The sequence below is a fragment of the Chromobacterium violaceum ATCC 12472 genome (assembly GCF_000007705.1).
Taxonomy (GTDB): domain Bacteria; phylum Pseudomonadota; class Gammaproteobacteria; order Burkholderiales; family Chromobacteriaceae; genus Chromobacterium; species Chromobacterium violaceum.
In genome coordinates this window covers 3,356,798-3,375,032 of sequence record NC_005085.1, presented here as the reverse complement: position 1 = coordinate 3,375,032, position 18,235 = coordinate 3,356,798, and the positions used below count along the sequence as shown (strand labels likewise).

Below are 18,235 nucleotides of genomic sequence, written 5' to 3'. Positions count from 1 at the left end.
AGTCAACTGGGTTTGTAGCTCAGCTGGTTAGAGCACTGTGTTGATAACGCAGGGGTCGTAGGTTCGAGTCCTACCAGACCCACCATTTGACCTGTTTGGGGGATTAGCTCAGTTGGGAGAGCACCTGCTTTGCAAGCAGGGGGTCGTCGGTTCGATCCCGTCATCCTCCACCATACGCCGCAAACAAAATCGAATTGAGAAGTTTGATTCTGTTTGCGTTGTTGAAACGCCCGATCTTTAACAAACTGAAGAAGCCGAATATATAAGACGGCGAGATGAAAGCGTAGAGTTAACTCTTTACGCGGACAAATCGTCATCTTGGGTATTTGATTGTATCTAAGGCTGCGTCGCCATATCAAAAGGGGCGGTGCAGTCGTCGCACAAACACGCTCCGTCGTTTTGGTGATTTAGGTTACTGAAATGATAGGGTCAAGCGACTAAGTGCATCTGGTGGATGCCTTGGCGATCACAGGCGATGAAGGACGTGTAAGCCTGCGAAAAGCGCGGGGGAGCTGGCAATAGAGCTTTGATCCCGCGATGTCCGAATGGGGAAACCCCTCCGCAAGGAGATCCCTGACTGAATACATAGGTCAGTGGAGGCGAACCGAGTGAACTGAAACATCTAAGTAACTCGAGGAACAGAAATCAACCGAGATTCCGTAAGTAGTGGCGAGCGAACGCGGAACAGCCTGTACGTGTTATGGATTGTGTTAGTGGAAGGTTATGGAAAGGACCGCCATAGTGGGTGATAGCCCCGTACACGAAAACACATTCCAAGGACTAGGCGTACGAGAAGTAGGGCGGGACACGCGAAATCCTGTCTGAAGATGGGGGGACCATCCTCCAAGGCTAAATACTCGTGATCGACCGATAGTGAACCAGTACCGTGAGGGAAAGGCGAAAAGAACCCCGGGAGGGGAGTGAAATAGAACCTGAAACCGGATGCATACAAACAGTGGGAGCGGACTTGTTCCGTGACTGCGTACCTTTTGTATAATGGGTCAGCGACTTACGTTCAGTAGCAAGCTTAACCGAATAGGGGAGGCGTAGGGAAACCGAGTCCGAATAGGGCGTCTTAGTTGCTGGGCGTAGACCCGAAACCGAGTGATCTATCCATGGCCAGGATGAAGGTGCGGTAACACGCACTGGAGGTCCGAACCCACTAGTGTTGCAAAACTAGGGGATGAGCTGTGGATAGGGGTGAAAGGCTAAACAAACTCGGAGATAGCTGGTTCTCCCCGAAAACTATTTAGGTAGTGCCTCATGTATCACTTCCGGGGGTAAAGCACTGTTATGGCTAGGGGGTCATTGCGATTTACCAAACCATGGCAAACTCTGAATACCGGAAAGTGCGAGCATGGGAGACAGACGGTGGGTGCTAACGTCCATCGTCAAGAGGGAAACAACCCAGACCGCCAGCTAAGGTCCCAAATGATCAGTTAAGTGGTAAACGAAGTGGGAAGGCCTAGACAGCCAGGATGTTGGCTTAGAAGCAGCCATCATTTAAAGAAAGCGTAATAGCTCACTGGTCGAGTCGTCCTGCGCGGAAGATGTAACGGGGCTCAAACTGATAACCGAAGCTGCGGATGGGCACGTAAGTGTCCGTGGTAGGGGAGCGTTCTGTAGGTCTGTGAAGGTGTCTCGTAAGGGATGCTGGAGATATCAGAAGTGCGAATGCTGACATGAGTAGCGATAAAGCGGGTGAAAAGCCCGCTCGCCGAAAGCCCAAGGTTTCCTACGCAACGTTCATCGGCGTAGGGTGAGTCGGCCCCTAAGGCGAGGCTGAAAAGCGTAGTCGATGGGAAACGGGTTAAAATTCCCGTACTTTTGTGTAGTGCGATGTGGGGACGGAGAAGGTTAGGTCATCAGACTGTTGGAATAGTCTGTTTAAGCCGGTAGGCGTGAGGGGTAGGCAAATCCGCCCTTCTTTAACGCCGAGACGTGATGACGAGGGTCTACGGACCTGAAGTGACTGATACCACGCTTCCAGGAAAAGCCACTAAGCTTCAGCTACACAAGAACCGTACCGCAAACCGACACAGGTGGGCAGGATGAGAATTCTAAGGCGCTTGAGAGAACTCAGGAGAAGGAACTCGGCAAATTGATACCGTAACTTCGGGAGAAGGTATGCCTCTTAGAGTGTAGGACTTCGCGTTCGAAGCTTTGAGAGGTCGCAGAGAATCGGTGGCTGCGACTGTTTAACAAAAACACAGCACTGTGCCAACACGAAAGTGGACGTATACGGTGTGACGCCTGCCCGGTGCCGGAAGGTTAAGTGATGGGGTGCAAGCTCTTGATCGAAGCCCCGGTAAACGGCGGCCGTAACTATAACGGTCCTAAGGTAGCGAAATTCCTTGTCGGGTAAGTTCCGACCCGCACGAATGGCGTAACGATGGCCACACTGTCTCCTCCTGAGACTCAGCGAAGTTGAAGTGTTTGTGAAGATGCAATCTCCCCGCTGCTAGACGGAAAGACCCCGTGAACCTTTACTGTAGCTTTGCATTGGACTTTGAACAGACTTGTGTAGGATAGGTGGGAGGCTTTGAAGCCAGGACGCTAGTTCTGGTGGAGCCGTCCTTGAAATACCACCCTGGTGTGTTTGAGGTTCTAACCTTGGTCCGTGATCCGGATTGGGGACAGTGCATGGTAGGCAGTTTGACTGGGGCGGTCTCCTCCCAAAGTGTAACGGAGGAGTTCGAAGGTTACCTAGGTACGGTCGGAAATCGTGCTGATAGTGCAATGGCAAAAGGTAGCTTAACTGCGAGACCGACAAGTCGAGCAGGTGCGAAAGCAGGACATAGTGATCCGGTGGTTCTGAATGGAAGGGCCATCGCTCAACGGATAAAAGGTACTCCGGGGATAACAGGCTGATACCGCCCAAGAGTTCACATCGACGGCGGTGTTTGGCACCTCGATGTCGGCTCATCACATCCTGGGGCTGTAGCCGGTCCCAAGGGTATGGCTGTTCGCCATTTAAAGTGGTACGTGAGCTGGGTTCAAAACGTCGTGAGACAGTTTGGTCCCTATCTGCAGTGGGCGTTGGAAGTTTGACGGGGGCTGCTCCTAGTACGAGAGGACCGGAGTGGACGCACCTCTGGTGTACCGGTTGTGACGCCAGTCGCATTGCCGGGTAGCTAAGTGCGGAAGAGATAACCGCTGAAAGCATCTAAGCGGGAAACTTGCCTGAAGATGAGACTTCCCTGGAGGCTTGACCTCCCTGAAGAGTCGTTCGAGACCAGGACGTTGATAGGTCGGGTGTGGAAGCGCTGTGAGGCGTGAAGCTAACCGATACTAATTGCTCGTGAGGCTTGATCCTATCATTTGAGTGGCTTGGAGAATCCAAGGCGCGAAGATAGCGTGTGTGCGACACGATCAGATACCGAATATTCAGAATCAGAGAGGATCTCTGGTTCAGGCTTCTTGAGTTTGACCAGTTTATGTCTGGTGGCCATAGCGAGGTGGTCCCACGCCTTCCCATCCCGAACAGGACCGTGAAACGCCTTAGCGCCGATGATAGTGTGGCATTCGCCATGTGAAAGTAGGACACCGCCAGACGCCCATACGACAAAGCCCAGCTCAATCGAGCTGGGCTTTGCGCATTCCGGCCCGACCACCGGCCATGCCTCCGCCGTTTCTCGGTAGGCCTCGACATCCCCCGTTTTCAGTAGCAAAGTGCCGACGTCCCACCGGTATTGAGTAGTACGTGACCAACGTCCCTCCATGCTGCCTTTCTCGCGGGCGGGACAGCTTCGACTGTGTGAATTCTTGGACAGATTGTCCATGCGGCATCGTTGCGGCTGTGCGGTATTTTTGCAAAAATGCGCGGCAGATAATTTATGCGGCGCATATTATTCAAAATGTCGAGTAAACCCCTAAGGCGGAAGTCTTGAGCAAATTCAAGGGCGGCGAATGGCTGCTGTTCGGCGCGGTCTGGCTTGCTTGCGCGCTGCTTGTGGCAGTGCAGTGGGGTGTGGGCGAGTATCGCCGCCTGCAGGACGGCTTCGAATTGGCCGCCCATCAGGCGTATGCCGGCGTTGCCAGGCGGCTGGATCAGAACGAGTCGGTGCTGTCGGCTATCGATGCTTTGCTGCTGTCTCGAGAGCCATTCGATGCATCGGCGGTGGGCGCCTTCTCGCGGGAAATGCTGCCGCGTTACCAGCAGCTGTATGCGATCCAGTTTCTCCGCAATGTCACCTCCGACAATCGTGAGGCTTTCCTGCGCGAGATGGAGCAGCGCTTTGGCGAGACTTTCTATATCCGGGATTTCGATATCGTGGGCCGGCGCAGTTGGCAGCCTGCGCCTGTCCGTCCGCAGTCTCTCGTCGTATCGATGATAGAGCCGGATTTGCCAGCGGCCAGTCCGGTGTATGGCTACGACATGCTGGGGGATGCTTACTTCGCTCCCGAGCTGAAACGGGCGATGGCAGGCGGGCAGAAGGTGTCGTCGCGCCCCTTCGAGCTGTATGACGGCGGCGGGAGGGCTTATCTGCTGATGCAGCCCCTGTATCGCGAGTTGGAATCGCCAGGCAGGAAGCGCTTGGTCGGCATGGCGGTGCTGGTGGTGTTTTGCGATCGCTTGCTGCAGTTGCCGGTCGACGCCAGCCTGCCTGGCAATCTGGATCTGGCCTTGCTGGCGAAGGAGGGCGGACACGAGTTGCTGTACGAGCGCCTTCACCGCGTGACCGACCACGACTGGTGGCCGGTCGTCACCCGGCTGGAAACGCGATTGTCCTTGAACAGCGAAGCCCAGCCATTTGTGCTTGGGGTGGCGCAGGACATCCGGATCAGCGATCTGGCCCTGCTGCTGTTGCTGCTGCGCGAACTGTTGCTGACGCTGCTGCTGGCCGCGGTGGGGTTGATCTATTCTCAGCGCATGGCCCTGCGTAGGCAGCGCAGCCTGGCGGACGAGGAGCTGTTTTTGCAGAGTGAACGGGCGTCGGTGACGCTGAATGCGATTCACGACGGCGTGCTGATCCTGAGGCAGGACCGCAGCATCGAGATGGCGAATCCCATCGCGCTGAGGCTGGTGGAGATGCCGGCCGAGGAGGTGCTGGGTCAGCCTTGCCATGAGGTGTTCCGCCTGCTGGGCGAGCTGGCTTCGGAGTTCGCCGAAGATCCGATAGCCGAATGCTTCCGCACCGGCGCGCCGGTGGAGTTGCAGGAGAGGATGCAACTGACGACGGCGCGGGGCAAGGTGCATTTCGTCGAAGGCGGCATCGCGCCGCTGCTGTCGCGCGATGGCGTGCTGATCGGCGTGGTGTGCGCGCTGCGGGACATGGGGCCGCTGCGTCAACGGACGGCGGAAGCGCTGGAGGCCAGCGAGACGCGGGTCAAGGAGCACCTGGAGAAGCTGTCCCATGTGGCGCGCTTGCATACCATGGGTGAAATGGCCTCGGGCATCGCGCATGAGCTCAATCAGCCGTTGACAGCCATTTCCAATTATTGCCAAGCCGCGATGCAGATGCTGGAAGGCGTGGACGACGCGCCGCCCCAGGTGCATTCGGCGCTGAAGCTGGCGGTGGCGCAGGCGGGCCGGGCCGGGGAGATCATCAAGCGCTTGCGCGCGCTGGTCAGCAAGCGGGCGATAGAAACCCGGCTGATCGACATCAACCAGGTAGTCGGCAATTGCATGTTCCTGGCCGAGTACGACTTGCGCGACCGGGGCATCGAAGTGGTGCAGCTGTTGTCCGGGTATTCGATCCCGGTGATGGCGGACAGCATACAGCTGGAGCAGGTGGTGCTGAACCTGTTATCCAATGCGATGGATGCGCTGAAGGACGAGCCGCCGATGAAGCGCCATGTGATCATCCATACGCGGCGCGAGGGGCGGAAAGGGATACTGGAGGTGCGCGACACCGGCCGAGGCATTACGCCCGATCTGCTGGAGGTGTTGTTCCACCCGTTCTTTTCCACCAAGCCGCATGGCATGGGGCTTGGCTTGTCGATCTGCCAGACCATCGTCGAGCAGTACGGCGGGCTGATCTCGGCGGAAAACATCCCGGCCAGCGGCGCCTGCTTCCGCATCGAGCTGCCGCTGGCTTTGCAGGCGGAGCGGCAGGTGAGCTGACGGTCAGGGCGCCCGGGACAGGGCGCCTGGCTGGGCGCGTTGAGCGCGTTCCTCGCGCGGGGTGATGTTGAAATGGTTGCGGTAGGTGCTGGAGAAATGCGGACCGCTGGAGAAGCCGCAGGCCAGTCCGATCTGGACGATGGATTTGCTGGTCTGCTGCAGCAGCTGGCGCGCGCGGTTCAGACGCAGCTCCAGGTAGTATTTGGACGGCACCGTGCCCAGATACTGCTTGAACAGCCTCTCCAGCTGCCGGCGGGACACGCCGACGTAGTAGGCGATGTCGTCGGTGGAGAGCGGCTCTTCTATGTTCGCCTCCATCAGGCTGACCGCCTCGGTCAGCTTGGGTTGGCTGCCGCCGATGCGGGTGGCCAGCGGGATGCGCTGGCGTTCGTTGCCGGGACGGATGCGCTCCATGCTGAACAGTTCGGACAATTGGGCGATGAACTCGTGGCCCTGTTGCTTGCCCACCAGATCCAGCATGAAGTCGAAAGTGGCGGCGCCGCCGGCGCAGCTTAGGCAGCGGCCTTCGCTCTCGTAAAGATTGGACGTGACGATCACGTCCGGAAACTCCTCGGTCAGGCGAGAAATCTCGCGCCAGTGTATGGTGGCGCGCTGCCCAGCCAGCAGGCCGGCGCGCGCCAGCCAGTAGCTGCCGCAGCCTATGCCGGCCAGCGTCATCTTGTCGGCGTTGCCGCCGGCCAGGCCCTTGCTCAGGTCTTCCAGCGCGAAATCGTTGCCGATCTCATCCGCCAGGATCAGCAGATAGTCCAGCTTGGGCGCGTAGGACAGCGGCAGGTCCACAGCCAGCTTGATGCCGTTGGACAGTTGCACCGGGGCGCCGTCCAGCGACAGCAACAGGGTTTCGTACAGGCGTTTTTCCGCCAGCAGATTGGCGTGCGTCAGCACCTCGGAGGCGCTGGCGAAATCGGCCATCGAGGCATGGGGCAGGAGCAGGAAGCCAAAGCGCAGGGCTTTGCCGGTTTGGGACGGATGACCCATGGTTTGATTGTCTGTGTCAGTTGGCAAAAATGCCGCCATGTCAGGCTGGCCTGGCATGGCGGCGTTATCTTGCCCTGCATTGTACGATTTATTTCGGCGGGCCGGCACAAATTGTTGCCGGCCCGTGCGGCCTCATGGCTTGCGGGGGGCGAGGAAGGCCAGATAGCGGCGTTCGGCGCGCTTCATCAGCCAGACCAGGGCGAAGGTCAGGGCCAGGTAGATCAGCGCGGCGGTGAGGAAGGGCTCGAACGGCATATAGCTCTCGCTGTAGATGCGCCGGGCCACGCCGGTGAGGTCGGCCAGCGTCACCAGGCCGGCGATCGCGGTGCTTTGCAGCATCATGATCACTTCGTTGCTGTAGGCGGGCAGCGCGCGGCGCAGCGCCGAAGGCAGCACGATCCGGCGCAGCATCAGCCAGTGGCTCATGCCCATCGAGCGCGCCGCCTCGATCTCGCCCCAGTGGGTGGCGCGGATCTGGCCGGCGATGATTTCGGTGGTGTAGGCGGCGGTGTTCAGCGTGAAAGCCAGGATCGCGCAGACATAGGCGTCCTGCAGGTAATGCCAGGCCCAGCTGTCGCGCACCCAGTCGAATTGCGCCAGGCCGTAGTAGATGATGAACAGCTGCACCAACAGCGGCGTGCCGCGGAACACGTAGCCGAACAGCCAGACGGCGCCGGACAGCGCGCGCCTCCTGGAGACGCGGGCCACCGCCAGCGGAACCGCCATGGCCAGGCCCAGCAGCAGCGACAGGGCCAGCAGCTCCAGCGTCAGGATCAGACCGTCGGTGCTGGACAGCATCGGGCCGCCGTCACGGGCGCCGAAAAATTCAGGCAGCCGTTCGATAATCAGTTGGGGATCGATCACAGGCCGCTCTCCTTGGTGCCCATCGAATAGCGTTTCTCCAGCCAGTGGAGCAGCAGGTTGGACACGCCGGTGACGACGAGGAACAACGCGCCGACGACGATGTAGACGTCGAACGGCTGCTGGGTGGCGGATTTGGCGGCATCGGCGCGGTACATCACGTCATTGAGGCCGATCACAGACACCAGGGCGGTGGACTTCACCAGCACCAGCCAGTTGTTGGAGAAGCTGGGCAGCGCATAGCGCACCATCTGCGGCAGCTGGATGCGGAAGAACACGCGCAGCGGCGTCATGCCGTAGGCGAGCCCGGCTTCCATCTGGCCCTTGTGCACGGCCATCATCGCGCCGCGGAAGGTCTCGGTCATGTAGGCGCCGAAGATGAAGCCCAGCGTGGCCACGCCCGCGGCGAACGGGTCGATGTCCGGGCTTTGCCAGCCGAAGTAGCCGCAGAGGTCATTGAGAGCCATCTGGGCGCCGAAGAACAGCAGGAACATCCACACCAGGTCCGGAACGCCGCGCACCACGGTGGAGTAGAATTCTGCCAGCAGGGTCAGCGGGCGCGAGTGGCTGGACTTGAACAGCGCGCCGACCAGGCCGAGCGCGACGGACACGACCAGCGCGGTGCCGGCCAGTTTCAGGGTCAGCACACCGCCTTCTAGAATGCTGGGAAGGTAGCCTTGAAGCATGAAGCAATCTCGGAAAAAGGGATTGCCGACGCCGGCGCGCGGGCGGCGCGCCGGGTCGTATCGGGTGGGATCAGTTCAGGAATCAGCCGCCGTAGATGTCGAAGCTGAAGTACTTGTCCTGAACTTTCTTGTAGGAACCGTCCTTGCGGATCTGGTCGATGCCCTTGTTCAGGCGCTCGACCAAGGCCTTGTTGCCTTTCTTGACGGCGATGCCGCAGCCGGGGCCGAAGTACTTGACGTCGGAGTAGTTGGGGCCGACGAAGCTGTAGCCCTTGGCCTGGGTGGTCTTGAGGAACTCTTGCTCGCCTACGGCGCTGTCGACGAACACCGCGTCGACGCGGCCGGACTTCAGGTCCAGGAAGGATTCGGGCGATTTGGCGTAAGGCACGACGGTGGCGCCGTTCTTGCCCCAGTAATCCTTGGCGAACTTTTCCTGGGTGGACGCGCGCAGCACGCCGATCTTCTTGCCCTTCAGGCTGGCGGCGTCGACCTTGGTGCCGTCCTTGGCCACCATGCGGCTGGCGATGTTGTAGTACTTGTGCGAGAAGTCCACCGCCTTCTGGCGTTCCGGCGTGATCTGCATCGACGAGATGATGACGTCGAACTTGTTGGCGTTCAGCGCCGGGATCAGGCCGTCCCAGTCTTGCGGCACGATCTGGCAAGTGACCTTCATCGCCGCGCACAGCGCGTTGGCGATGTCGATGTCGAAGCCTTGCGGCTTGCCGTCGGCGCCTTGCTTGGAGAACGGCGGGTAGTTGAGATCCACGCCGACGCGCAGGGTTTCGGCTTGAGCGGACAGGGAGGCGAGCAGGGCGAGGCCGGCGCTTGCGATCAGGGCTTTTTTCATGATGTTGCTTCTACTTCTCTCTCGTTGGCCGCTGGCGGGACGCGCCGGCGGCCTGCTTGTAAACCCCGCACCGGAGGCAACGTTAATGTTCCGATCCGGGCCGTCTTGTGTTCTGAATCGACCAACGGTTTTTGTGATAGCCAACAATAATCGGCGGAGTTGGTCAATCCCCACAAGCAAGTGCGCACATTCTACCTTACTTTTTCGAATAAATGGAAATATCATAAAAATCAATGACTTAATATCGCATTGTTCGATGGTCTACAATGCGTGCTGTCACGAGATTTGTGTAATTGTCCGTCGCTTTGATGTAAGGTGTCGGCTGGATTTTCGCGTGGCTTATGCGGCTGCGTTTTTGCCGCCGGGATAGGGCTTGCGCGTTTTATGTAAGTCCATGTCGCATTAAGGAAATCCGGCCGGGGTGGCGCTATCTACAATGCCCCGACAACCTCCCTGCTCACAACAAGAGAAGCTAAATGTCGCTTACCAACAAGACCGAACTGGCCAGTCTGATCGCTGATATTCAGGCAGTGGCCGAGAGCAAGCTTTCTTCCAAGGAGACCCAACGACTCGCCGCCTTCTTCCCGATCTACTTCGAAGAAACCGAACACGCCGACCTTCGGCAGTTCTCCTCTCTCGATCTGTTCGGCGCAGCAATGGCCCACTACGAGTTTGCCGGCAAGCGCTCTGCCGGACAGGTCAAGTGCCGCATCTACAACCCCGATTTCGAACGCGACGGCTGGCAAAGTACTCACACGGTGATCGAAGTGGTGAACGACGACATGCCGTTCCTGATCGATTCGATCTCCATGCTGCTGTCGCGCTACAACCTCAATCTGCATCTGCTGGTCCATCCGGTGCTGGCGGTCGCCCGCGACAAGAGCGGCGTGCTGGCCGAGGTGAAGCGCACCGAGGACCGCAGCCTGCCGCTGGAGTCGTTCATCCACGTCCAGATCGACCGCATCAGCGACGCCGAGCTGCTGTCCAAGCTGGAGGCCGAACTCAAGCGCGTGCTGGCGGACATCCGCCTGGTGGTCAGCGACGAGCCGAAAATGCGCGAAGTGCTGGCCGGCATCGGCAAGGACCTGGCCAAGGTGAAGGGCGAACGCGCCGCAGAGGCCAAGGAAGCCGTGGCCTTCCTCGACTGGATGGCCGCCCGCAACTTCCTGTTCATGGGCTATTGCGACTACGACCTGGTCAAGCGCGACGGCAAGGACAGCCTGAAGATCGTCAAGGACTCCGGCCTCGGCATCCTGAAGGACCAGGGCGACAAGGAATACTCCGCCAGCTTCGAACAGTTGCCGCAGGAACTGCGCGAGCTCGCGCACCTGCCGCAACTGATCATCCTGAACAAGTCCCAGACCCGCTCCATCATCCACCGCCCGGCCTATGTCGACTTCGTCGGCATCAAGCGCTTCAACGACAAGGGCCAGGTGATAGGCGAGCGCCGCTTCCTGGGCCTGTATACCGCCAGCGCCTACCAGGCTTCGCCGAAGGACGTGCCCATCCTGCGCCAGAAAGTGGCGACCGTGGTGTCCAGCTGCGACTTCGTCGACGACAGCTACAAGGCCAAGACCCTGGGCTTCGTGCTGGAAAGCTACCCGCGCGACGAGCTGTTCGAGATCCCGGCCGAAGTGCTGGCGCCGATCGCCGAAGGCATCGTCAGCCTGCAGGAGCGTCCGCGCGTGCGCCTGTTCGTCCGCGCCGACCGTTACCACCGCTATGTCAGCAGCCTGGTCTACGTGCCGCGCGACAGCTTCAGCACTGAAGTGCGGCTGAAGATCGAAAAGGTGCTGATGAACGCCTTCAACGGCGCCAGCGCCGAGTTCAGCGTGCAGATCGGCGACGGCACCCTGGCCCGCGTCCACTACATCATCCGCACCGCATCCGCCAAGTTGCCTGAATTCCACGCCGCCGACATCGAAGCCGAAATCGCCCGCCTGGTGCGCGGCTGGACCGAGGAGCTGCACCAGCAACTGGTGGAGGCGCACGGCGAAGAGCGCGGCAACGGCCTGTTCAACCGCTACAAGGACGGCTTCCCGCTGGCTTACCGCGAAGAGTTCGCGGTGCGCAACGCGGTGCTGGACGTCCAGCACCTGGAAGCGATCTCTGCCGAGCAGCCGCTGGCGATGAAGCTGTACCGTCCCTTCCATCGCGTGGGCGCGGCCTTCAATCTGAAGCTGTTCCGCGAGGGCGAGCCGCTGGGCCTGTCCGCCAGCCTGCCCATCCTGGAGAACATGGGTGTCAAGGTGCGCGACGAGCATCCGTACTGCGTGAAGCGCGGCGACGGCAGCCAGGTGTGGATCAGCGACTTCGGCCTGGACGTCGGCGGCTTCGGCGAGCAGATGGCGCAGGACCAGGTGCAGCAGGACTTCCAGGAGCTGCTGGCCCAGGTGTTCGCCAAGCGCTGCGAGAACGACGGCTTCAACCGGCTGGCGCTGGTGGCCGGCCTCGACTGGCGCGAAATCTCGCTGGTGCGCGCGCTGGCCAAGTATCTGCGCCAGGGCGGCCTGACTTTCAGCCAGGCCTACATCGAGCAGTGCGTGGCCAACTATCCGGCCATCACCCGCAGCCTGGTGGAGCTGTTCTACGCCCGCCTGGACCCGGCGGGCTTCGACGACGACAAGGCCGAGCTGCTGCTGGCCGCGGTGCGCGGCATGCTGGACGGCGTGGCCAACCTGGACGAAGACCGCATCCTGAACGGTTTCCTGGCCGTGATCCTGGCCACCCGCCGCACCAACTTCTGGCAGAAGGCGGAAGACGGCCAGTTCAAGTCCTACATCTCGTTCAAACTGGAGTCCAACCAGATTCCGTTCCTGCCGCAGCCGCGCCCGCTGTTTGAAATCTGGGTGTACAGCCCGCGCGTCGAGGGCGTGCACCTGCGCGGCTCCAAGGTGGCCCGCGGCGGCCTGCGCTGGTCCGACCGCATGGAAGACTTCCGCACCGAGGTGCTGGGCCTGGTGAAGGCGCAGATGGTGAAGAACTCGGTGATCGTGCCGATGGGTTCCAAGGGCGGCTTCGTCGGCAAGCAACTGCCGGCGCCGAGCGACCGCGAGGCCTTCCTGGCCGAGGGCATCGCCTGCTACAAGATCTTCATCTCCGCCTTGCTGGACGTCACCGACAACCTGGTGACCGGCCAGATCATTCCGCCGAAGGACGTGCGCCGCCTGGATCCGGACGATCCGTACCTGGTAGTGGCGGCCGACAAGGGCACCGCGACCTTCTCCGACATCGCCAACGGCATTTCCGAGTCCTACGGCTTCTGGCTGGGCGACGCCTTTGCCTCCGGCGGCTCCGCCGGCTACGACCACAAGGGCATGGGCATCACCGCCCGCGGCGCCTGGGAGTCGGTGAAGCGCCACTTCCGCCATCTGGGCATCAATACCCAGGAACAGGACTTCACGGTGATCGGCATCGGCGACATGGCCGGCGACGTGTTCGGCAACGGCATGCTGCTGTCCGAGCATATCTGCCTGAAGGCGGCGTTCAACCACCTGCACATCTTCCTGGACCCGACGCCGGACGCGAAGAAGAGCTTCGCCGAGCGCGCGCGCCTGTTCAATCTGCCGCGCTCCAGCTGGGCTGATTACAACCGCGAGCTGATCTCCAAGGGCGGCGGCATCTTCGAACGCTCCGCCAAGTCGATTCCGCTGTCGCCGGAAGTGAAGGCATGGCTGGAAACCGACAAGGACCAGATGGCGCCGAACGAGCTGATCCATGAGATCCTCAAGGCCAAGATCGATCTCTTGTACAACGGCGGCATCGGCACCTACATCAAGGCGTCGACGCAGAGCCACGCCGACGCCCGCGACCGCGCTTGCGATCCGGTGCGCGTCAACGGCAACCAGCTGCAGGCCAAGGTCGTCGCCGAGGGCGGCAACCTGACTTGCACCCAGCTGGGCCGCGTGGAGTTCGCGCTGGCCGGCGGCCGCATCGCCACCGACGCCATCGACAACTCGGCCGGCGTCGATTGCTCCGACCACGAGGTCAACATCAAGATCCTGCTGGGCGCGGTGATGCAGGCCGGCGACATGACGCTGAAGCAGCGCAACGAGCTCTTGGCTGAAATGACCGAGGAAGTCGGCCACCTGGTGCTGCGCAACAACATCCTGCAGACCCAGGTGCTGGCGATCAAGCGTCTGGAAGCGGCTTCCATGCTGTCCACCCACGCGCGGATGATCGCGCACATGGAGAAGACCGGCGAGCTGAACCGCGAGATCGAGTACCTGCCGTCCGAAACCCAGATCAACGAGCGCCGCCTCGCCCGCCAGGGCCTGACCGTGCCGGAGATCGCGGTGTTGTTGGCCTACAGCAAGATTTCGCTGGACCAGGCCATCCTGGCCACCGACGTGCCGGACGACAAGGACTTCCTGCCGGTGTTGGTGGGCTATTTCCCGAAACCGCTGCAGCAGCGTTTCGGCAAGCAGATGGAGCAGCACCAGCTGCGCCGCGAGATCATCGCCAACCAGCTGGCCAACCAGATCGTCAACCGCATGGGCACCACCTTTGTGTTCCGCCTGCAGGAGGAGTCGCCGTTCTCCGCGGCCGACATCGCCCGCGCCTGGTGGATCGCCAGCCGCGCGTTCGACGCGGAAAGCCTGTGGGGCCAGATTGAGGCGCTGGACAACAAGGTGCCGGCCGACCAGCAGATGCAGCTGATGGTGCTGGTGCGCACCCTGGTGGAGCGCGTCACTCGCTGGGTGCTGCGCAACAAGCGTCCGTTCGGCTCCGTCAACGCGGTGATCGAGCAGTACGCGTCCAAGGTGCAGGGCCTGCTGGCGCAACTGCCCAAGCTGATTCCGTCCGCCGACTACCCGGCGGTGGCCGAGCTGGAGCAGCGCATCGCCCACGCCAATCTGCCGCAGCCGCTGCAGCAGGTGCTGGCTCGCCTGGAATACGCGGTGCCGCTGATGGACATCATCGAGATCGGCGAGGGCAGCAAGCTCAAGCTGGAGCAGGTGGCCGCCAACTACTTCCAGCTGGGCCGCTCGCTGCAGCTGGACTGGCTGCGCGACGCCATCACCGGCCTGCCGCGCGACAACCGCTGGCAGTCTCTGGCCCGCTCCGCGCTGCGCGATGACCTGTACCGCGTGCATTGCAAGCTGGCCAAGCTGGCGCTGCAGGATGGCGAGGGGGCAGCCTTCGCCCTGCAGTGGCTGGAGAAGCGCCACGCCGCGGTGGAGGTGTGCGGCCAGATGTTCGCCGAGCTGCAGTCCTTCAGCGCGCTGGATCTGGCGATGCTGTCCGCCGGCATGCGCGAGCTGAACAACCACCTGCTGGCCTGATGCCGATGAGCTGAAGATTCCGGCCGAAAGGACGGAATGAGCAACGCCGCGAGGTTTCCTCGCGGCGTTTTTGTTTGTCTTGCCGATGCGGCCGAGGTTTTCCGATTTTGTATTTTTGGCAGTTCAAATGTCATTGAACTTGTGTATCTTTGCCGATCTCGATGTCATGCCGTGGCAGCGGCGGATATCGGGTGAAGACTATTACAAGGGAGCAAGTCAATGAAACTGATTCCGTTGGGCATGGCCCTGGGCGCCTCGCTGGCGCTGGGCGGCTGCATGTCCGATTCCTCTTCCGTGAGCGCGACGCGCACCCAGACCGGCGACGAAGCCGCCGCTGGCCAGGTGGCGGTCAAGATGATCGCCTTCAACGATTTTCACGGCAATCTGGAGGCGCCGGGCACGCTGTCGATCCCCGATCCAAAAGACGCGAGCAAGACCGTCAAAGTGACGGCCGGCGGCGTCGACTACCTGGCGGCCTGGGTCAAGCAGCTGCGCGCGCAGTCGCCGAACACCGTGGTGGTGTCGGCCGGCGACCTGATAGGCGCCAGCCCGCTGGTGTCCGGCCTGTTCCACGACGAGCCGACCATCGAGGCGATGAACCTGCTGGGCCTGGACATCAACGCGGTGGGCAACCACGAGTTCGACGACGGCCAGGACGAACTGCTGCGTATGCAGAACGGTGGCTGCAAGGCGGGCGGCGGCAACACCACTTGCCAGAACGGCGGCAGCTTCGCCGGCGCCAAATTCAAGTTCCTGGCCGCCAACGTGCAGAAACAGGACGGCGGCACGCTGTTCCCCGCCTATGAGATCAAGAAATACGGCAATATTCCGGTCGCCTTCATCGGCATGACGCTGAAAGGCACGCCTGACATCGTCTCGCCCACCGGCATCCAGGGGTTGAGCTTCAAGGACGAGGCCGACACCGTCAACGCGCTGGTGCCCAAGCTGAAGGCGCAGGGCGTGGCCGCGGTGGTGGTGGTGGTGCACGAGGGCGGCTACCAGAGCGGCAATTACAACGAGTGCAAGGGCATCTCCGGCCCCATCGTCGACATCGTCAAGAAGCTGGACAAGGCGGTGGGTCTGGTGGTCACCGGCCACACCCACCAGGCCTACAACTGCCAGATCGACGGCCGCACCGTCACCAGCGCCAAGAACTACGGACAGTTGTTCACCGAGATCAATTTCAAGCTGAGCCACGCGACGCGGACTTTCGTGCCGGGATCCATCCAGGCGGTCAACCGCCCGGTGACCCAGGACATCGCGCCGCTGGCCAATATCAGCAGCCTGGTCCAGTTCTATTTGAACAAGGCCGCGCCCATCGCCAACAAGCCGGTGGGCACGCTGGCGGGCGGCTTGACCCGCGCAGCCAGCCCGGCGGGCGAGTCGACGCTGGGCGACGCGATCGCCGATTCGCAACTGGAAGCCGGCAAGGCGCAGGGCGCGGTGGCCGCCTTCATGAACCCGGGCGGCATCCGCGCCGACCTGGCGCCGGCAGCGGATGGCAGCGTCAGCTACAAGCAGATCTATACCGTGCAGCCGTTCGGCAACACCATGATGACGATGAAGCTGACCGGCGAGCAGATAGACCGCCTGCTGGAGCAGCAGTGGAGCAATCCGTCCCAGCCCAAGATCCTGCAGGTGTCGTCCGGCTTCCGCTACAGCTGGAGCCAGTCGGCGCCGGCCGGCAGCAAGGTGGACATCGGCAGCATCACGATCAACGGCGTGAAGATCGACCCCAAGGCCAGTTACACGGTGCAGGTGAACAACTTCATCGCCGGCGGCGGAGACGGCTTCACCGTGTTGACCGAGGGCGTCAACCGCGTCGGCGGCGGGGTGGACGTGGACGTGCTGCAAAGCTATCTGGCGGCGCATCCCGCGCTGCCGGTGCCGGCGCTTGACCGCATCGTCCAGTTGCCGTGACCACCGGCGTTCAGAAATAGTCGACCTGGCTGGAAGCCGGCGGCGCCTCCAGCTCGCCGCCGGCTTCCAACTGTTCGTAGCCGCGCACCTGGTTGCGGCCATGGCTCTTGGCGTAATAAAGCGCGCGGTCGGCTTGCTCGATCAGGCGGTCGGGCAGTTGGCCGTGGACGATGCGGGTATGCCCGATGCTGATGGTGATGTTGCCGACTTGCGGGAAGATGTGGCCTTCCACCGTGGCGCGGAAGCGTTCCAGCGCCTGTTCGGCGATTTCCGGCTGGTTGCCTTGCAGGAGCAGCGCGAACTCCTCGCCGCCGTAGCGGAACAGCCCGTCTTCCTCGCGGAAGCTCTGCTGCATCAGTTGCGCCATCAGCAGCAGCACCTCGTCGCCGACCATGTGGCCGAATTGGTCGTTCACCCGTTTGAAATGGTCGATGTCCAGCAACGCCAGCACGTGCGGCATCGTGGATGCGGGCTCGTGCTGCAGCGCGGCGATCAGGTTGTAGAAGCGCAGGTCGAACTTGCGGCGGTTGTGCAGCGCGGTCAGCATGTCACGGTCGGCCTCGAACAGCAGGCGCAAGAAGTTCTCGTGTATCCGCGTCATCGCCTTGAGCATGTCGCGGTTGATCCTGGAGTCGCTGCCGCAGTGGATCACCACCAGGGCGATGATGTTGCCCATGCAGCGCAGCGGCAGGCACAGGCCGCTGGGGATGCGCTGCACCACGTCGTCGCGGCCGACGCGGTTGAGCAGGTCGTACAGGAAGGCGGGGGGCGGCAGCCAGCCGTCGGTGTTGGTTTCCCGCACGACGGGTTTGCCGGAGGAGGCCTGGGCTTCCAGCCTGCGGCGGATGTAGGGCGCGCCGTTGACCCAGCGGCAGGCGAACAGTTCGGCCTTGTCCACCCGCATCAGCTCCACCAGCGTGGACAGCAGGCTGGACTCCAGCATTTCCTGCTCGCGCTGCGAGGTCAGCTCGACCAGATTGTCGAGCAGAAGCTTGCTGTCGTCCTGCTTCGAGGCGGAGTGGGGCATGGCGGGCGCTCCTGTGCCGCGGCGCGACGGCGCCGCGGGTCCACGGAATTATAGGCAAGCCCGCCGGGAAAAACGCCTCAGCCGCGGCCGGTGCTGCCGAAACCGCCGGCGCCGCGGTCGGACGCGTCGAAGTCGTCGACGATGTTGAAGCTGGCCTGGACCACCGGCACGATCACCATCTGGGCGATGCGCTCCATCGGCTCCAGGCGGAACGGCTGCTGGCCGCGGTTCCACACGGACACGAACATCTGGCCCTGGTAATCGGAGTCGATCAGGCCCACCAGGTTGCCCAGCACGATGCCGTGCTTGTGGCCCAGGCCGGAGCGCGGCAGCAGCATCGCAGCCAGGCCCGGATCGCTCAGGTGGATGGCGATGCCGGTCGGAACCAGCTGGGTTTCGCCCGGCTGGATGGTCATCGTCTCTTCGGTGGCGGCGCGCAGATCCAGTCCGGCCGAGCCGGCGGTGGCGTAGGCGGGCAGGTTGTCGCGCAGGCGCGCGTCCAGGATCTTGACGTCGATAACGGCTTGCATGGTGTTTCCTTGT

Annotated in this window: 9 protein-coding genes, 2 tRNA genes and 2 rRNA genes; 7 read left to right on the top strand and 6 right to left on the bottom strand. The window is 61.7% G+C overall.

Annotation, left to right across the window (positions count from 1 at the left end; genetic code table 11):
• Positions 1-8 precede the first annotated feature (8 nt).
• The 5 genes from CV_RS15175 to CV_RS15155 all read left to right on the top strand — a co-directional run bounded on the left by CV_RS15175 (position 9) and on the right by CV_RS15155 (position 6,067).
• Positions 9-85 (top strand) — tRNA-Ile (locus CV_RS15175).
• 12 nt (positions 86-97) lie between these two features.
• Positions 98-173: transfer RNA gene (locus CV_RS15170), tRNA-Ala, on the top strand.
• Positions 174-427: 254 nt separating this feature from the next.
• Positions 428-3,316 (top strand): 23S ribosomal RNA (locus tag CV_RS15165).
• A gap of 124 nt (positions 3,317-3,440) precedes the next feature.
• Positions 3,441-3,555 (top strand): 5S ribosomal RNA (gene rrf, locus CV_RS15160).
• 331 nt (positions 3,556-3,886) lie between these two features.
• Positions 3,887-6,067, top strand: a complete 2,181-nt coding sequence (locus CV_RS15155) for an ATP-binding protein (RefSeq protein ID WP_223938032.1) — start codon at positions 3,887-3,889, stop codon at positions 6,065-6,067.
• A 3-nt stretch (positions 6,068-6,070) separates the two neighbouring features.
• Here the strand turns inward: CV_RS15155 and CV_RS15150 are convergent, their stop codons facing one another.
• The 4 genes from CV_RS15150 to CV_RS15135 all read right to left on the bottom strand — a co-directional run bounded on the left by CV_RS15150 (position 6,071) and on the right by CV_RS15135 (position 9,460).
• Positions 6,071-7,066: a GlxA family transcriptional regulator gene (locus tag CV_RS15150; RefSeq protein ID WP_011136635.1), complete on the bottom strand. Its 996-nt coding sequence runs from the start codon at positions 7,064-7,066 to the stop codon at positions 6,071-6,073.
• A 132-nt stretch (positions 7,067-7,198) separates the two neighbouring features.
• Complete coding sequence (locus CV_RS15145) at positions 7,199-7,930, bottom strand: ABC transporter permease (protein ID WP_076227544.1); 732 nt, start codon at positions 7,928-7,930, stop codon at positions 7,199-7,201.
• Positions 7,927-8,613: an ABC transporter permease gene (locus tag CV_RS15140; protein ID WP_011136633.1), complete on the bottom strand. Its 687-nt coding sequence runs from the start codon at positions 8,611-8,613 to the stop codon at positions 7,927-7,929. Before CV_RS15140 ends, CV_RS15145 begins: the two co-directional genes overlap by 4 nt.
• 82 nt (positions 8,614-8,695) lie before the next feature.
• Positions 8,696-9,460 carry an ABC transporter substrate-binding protein gene (locus CV_RS15135; RefSeq protein ID WP_011136632.1) on the bottom strand — a complete coding sequence of 255 codons (765 nt, stop codon included), beginning with the start codon at positions 9,458-9,460 and terminating at the stop codon, positions 8,696-8,698.
• A gap of 476 nt (positions 9,461-9,936) precedes the next feature.
• Here CV_RS15135 and CV_RS15130 point away from each other — a divergent pair, with 476 nt between their 5' ends.
• Positions 9,937-14,745 (top strand): NAD-glutamate dehydrogenase, encoded by a 4,809-nt coding sequence (locus CV_RS15130; RefSeq protein WP_011136631.1) that lies wholly within the window; start codon positions 9,937-9,939, stop codon positions 14,743-14,745.
• A gap of 219 nt (positions 14,746-14,964) precedes the next feature.
• The gene (locus tag CV_RS15125; RefSeq protein WP_011136630.1) at positions 14,965-16,665 is read left to right on the top strand and encodes a bifunctional metallophosphatase/5'-nucleotidase; all 1,701 of its coding nucleotides are present in this window, start codon (positions 14,965-14,967) and stop codon (positions 16,663-16,665) included.
• A 10-nt stretch (positions 16,666-16,675) separates the two neighbouring features.
• On the opposite strand, the gene CV_RS15120 is transcribed toward CV_RS15125, so the two are convergent.
• Together CV_RS15120 and dut are read right to left on the bottom strand one after the other, a co-directional pair.
• Positions 16,676-17,692, bottom strand: coding sequence for a GGDEF domain-containing protein (locus CV_RS15120; protein ID WP_011136629.1), 1,017 nt, complete (start codon positions 17,690-17,692; stop codon positions 16,676-16,678).
• A 77-nt stretch (positions 17,693-17,769) separates the two neighbouring features.
• Positions 17,770-18,222 carry a dUTP diphosphatase gene (gene dut, locus CV_RS15115; RefSeq protein ID WP_011136628.1) on the bottom strand — a complete coding sequence of 151 codons (453 nt, stop codon included), beginning with the start codon at positions 18,220-18,222 and terminating at the stop codon, positions 17,770-17,772.
• Positions 18,223-18,235 lie beyond the last annotated feature (13 nt).

Excerpts from the sequence above, each read along its gene's own strand:
- CV_RS15130 (WP_011136631.1), top strand. The coding sequence starts at position 9,937 with ATGTCGCTTACCAACAAGACCGAACTGGCCAGTCTGATCGCTGATATT.
- CV_RS15135 (WP_011136632.1), bottom strand. The coding sequence starts at position 9,460 with ATGAAAAAAGCCCTGATCGCAAGCGCCGGCCTCGCCCTGCTCGCCTCC.
- CV_RS15125 (WP_011136630.1), top strand. The coding sequence starts at position 14,965 with ATGAAACTGATTCCGTTGGGCATGGCCCTGGGCGCCTCGCTGGCGCTG.
- CV_RS15140 (WP_011136633.1), bottom strand. The coding sequence starts at position 8,613 with ATGCTTCAAGGCTACCTTCCCAGCATTCTAGAAGGCGGTGTGCTGACC.
- CV_RS15120 (WP_011136629.1), bottom strand. The coding sequence starts at position 17,692 with ATGCCCCACTCCGCCTCGAAGCAGGACGACAGCAAGCTTCTGCTCGAC.
- CV_RS15150 (WP_011136635.1), bottom strand. The coding sequence starts at position 7,066 with ATGGGTCATCCGTCCCAAACCGGCAAAGCCCTGCGCTTTGGCTTCCTG.
- dut (WP_011136628.1), bottom strand. The coding sequence starts at position 18,222 with ATGCAAGCCGTTATCGACGTCAAGATCCTGGACGCGCGCCTGCGCGAC.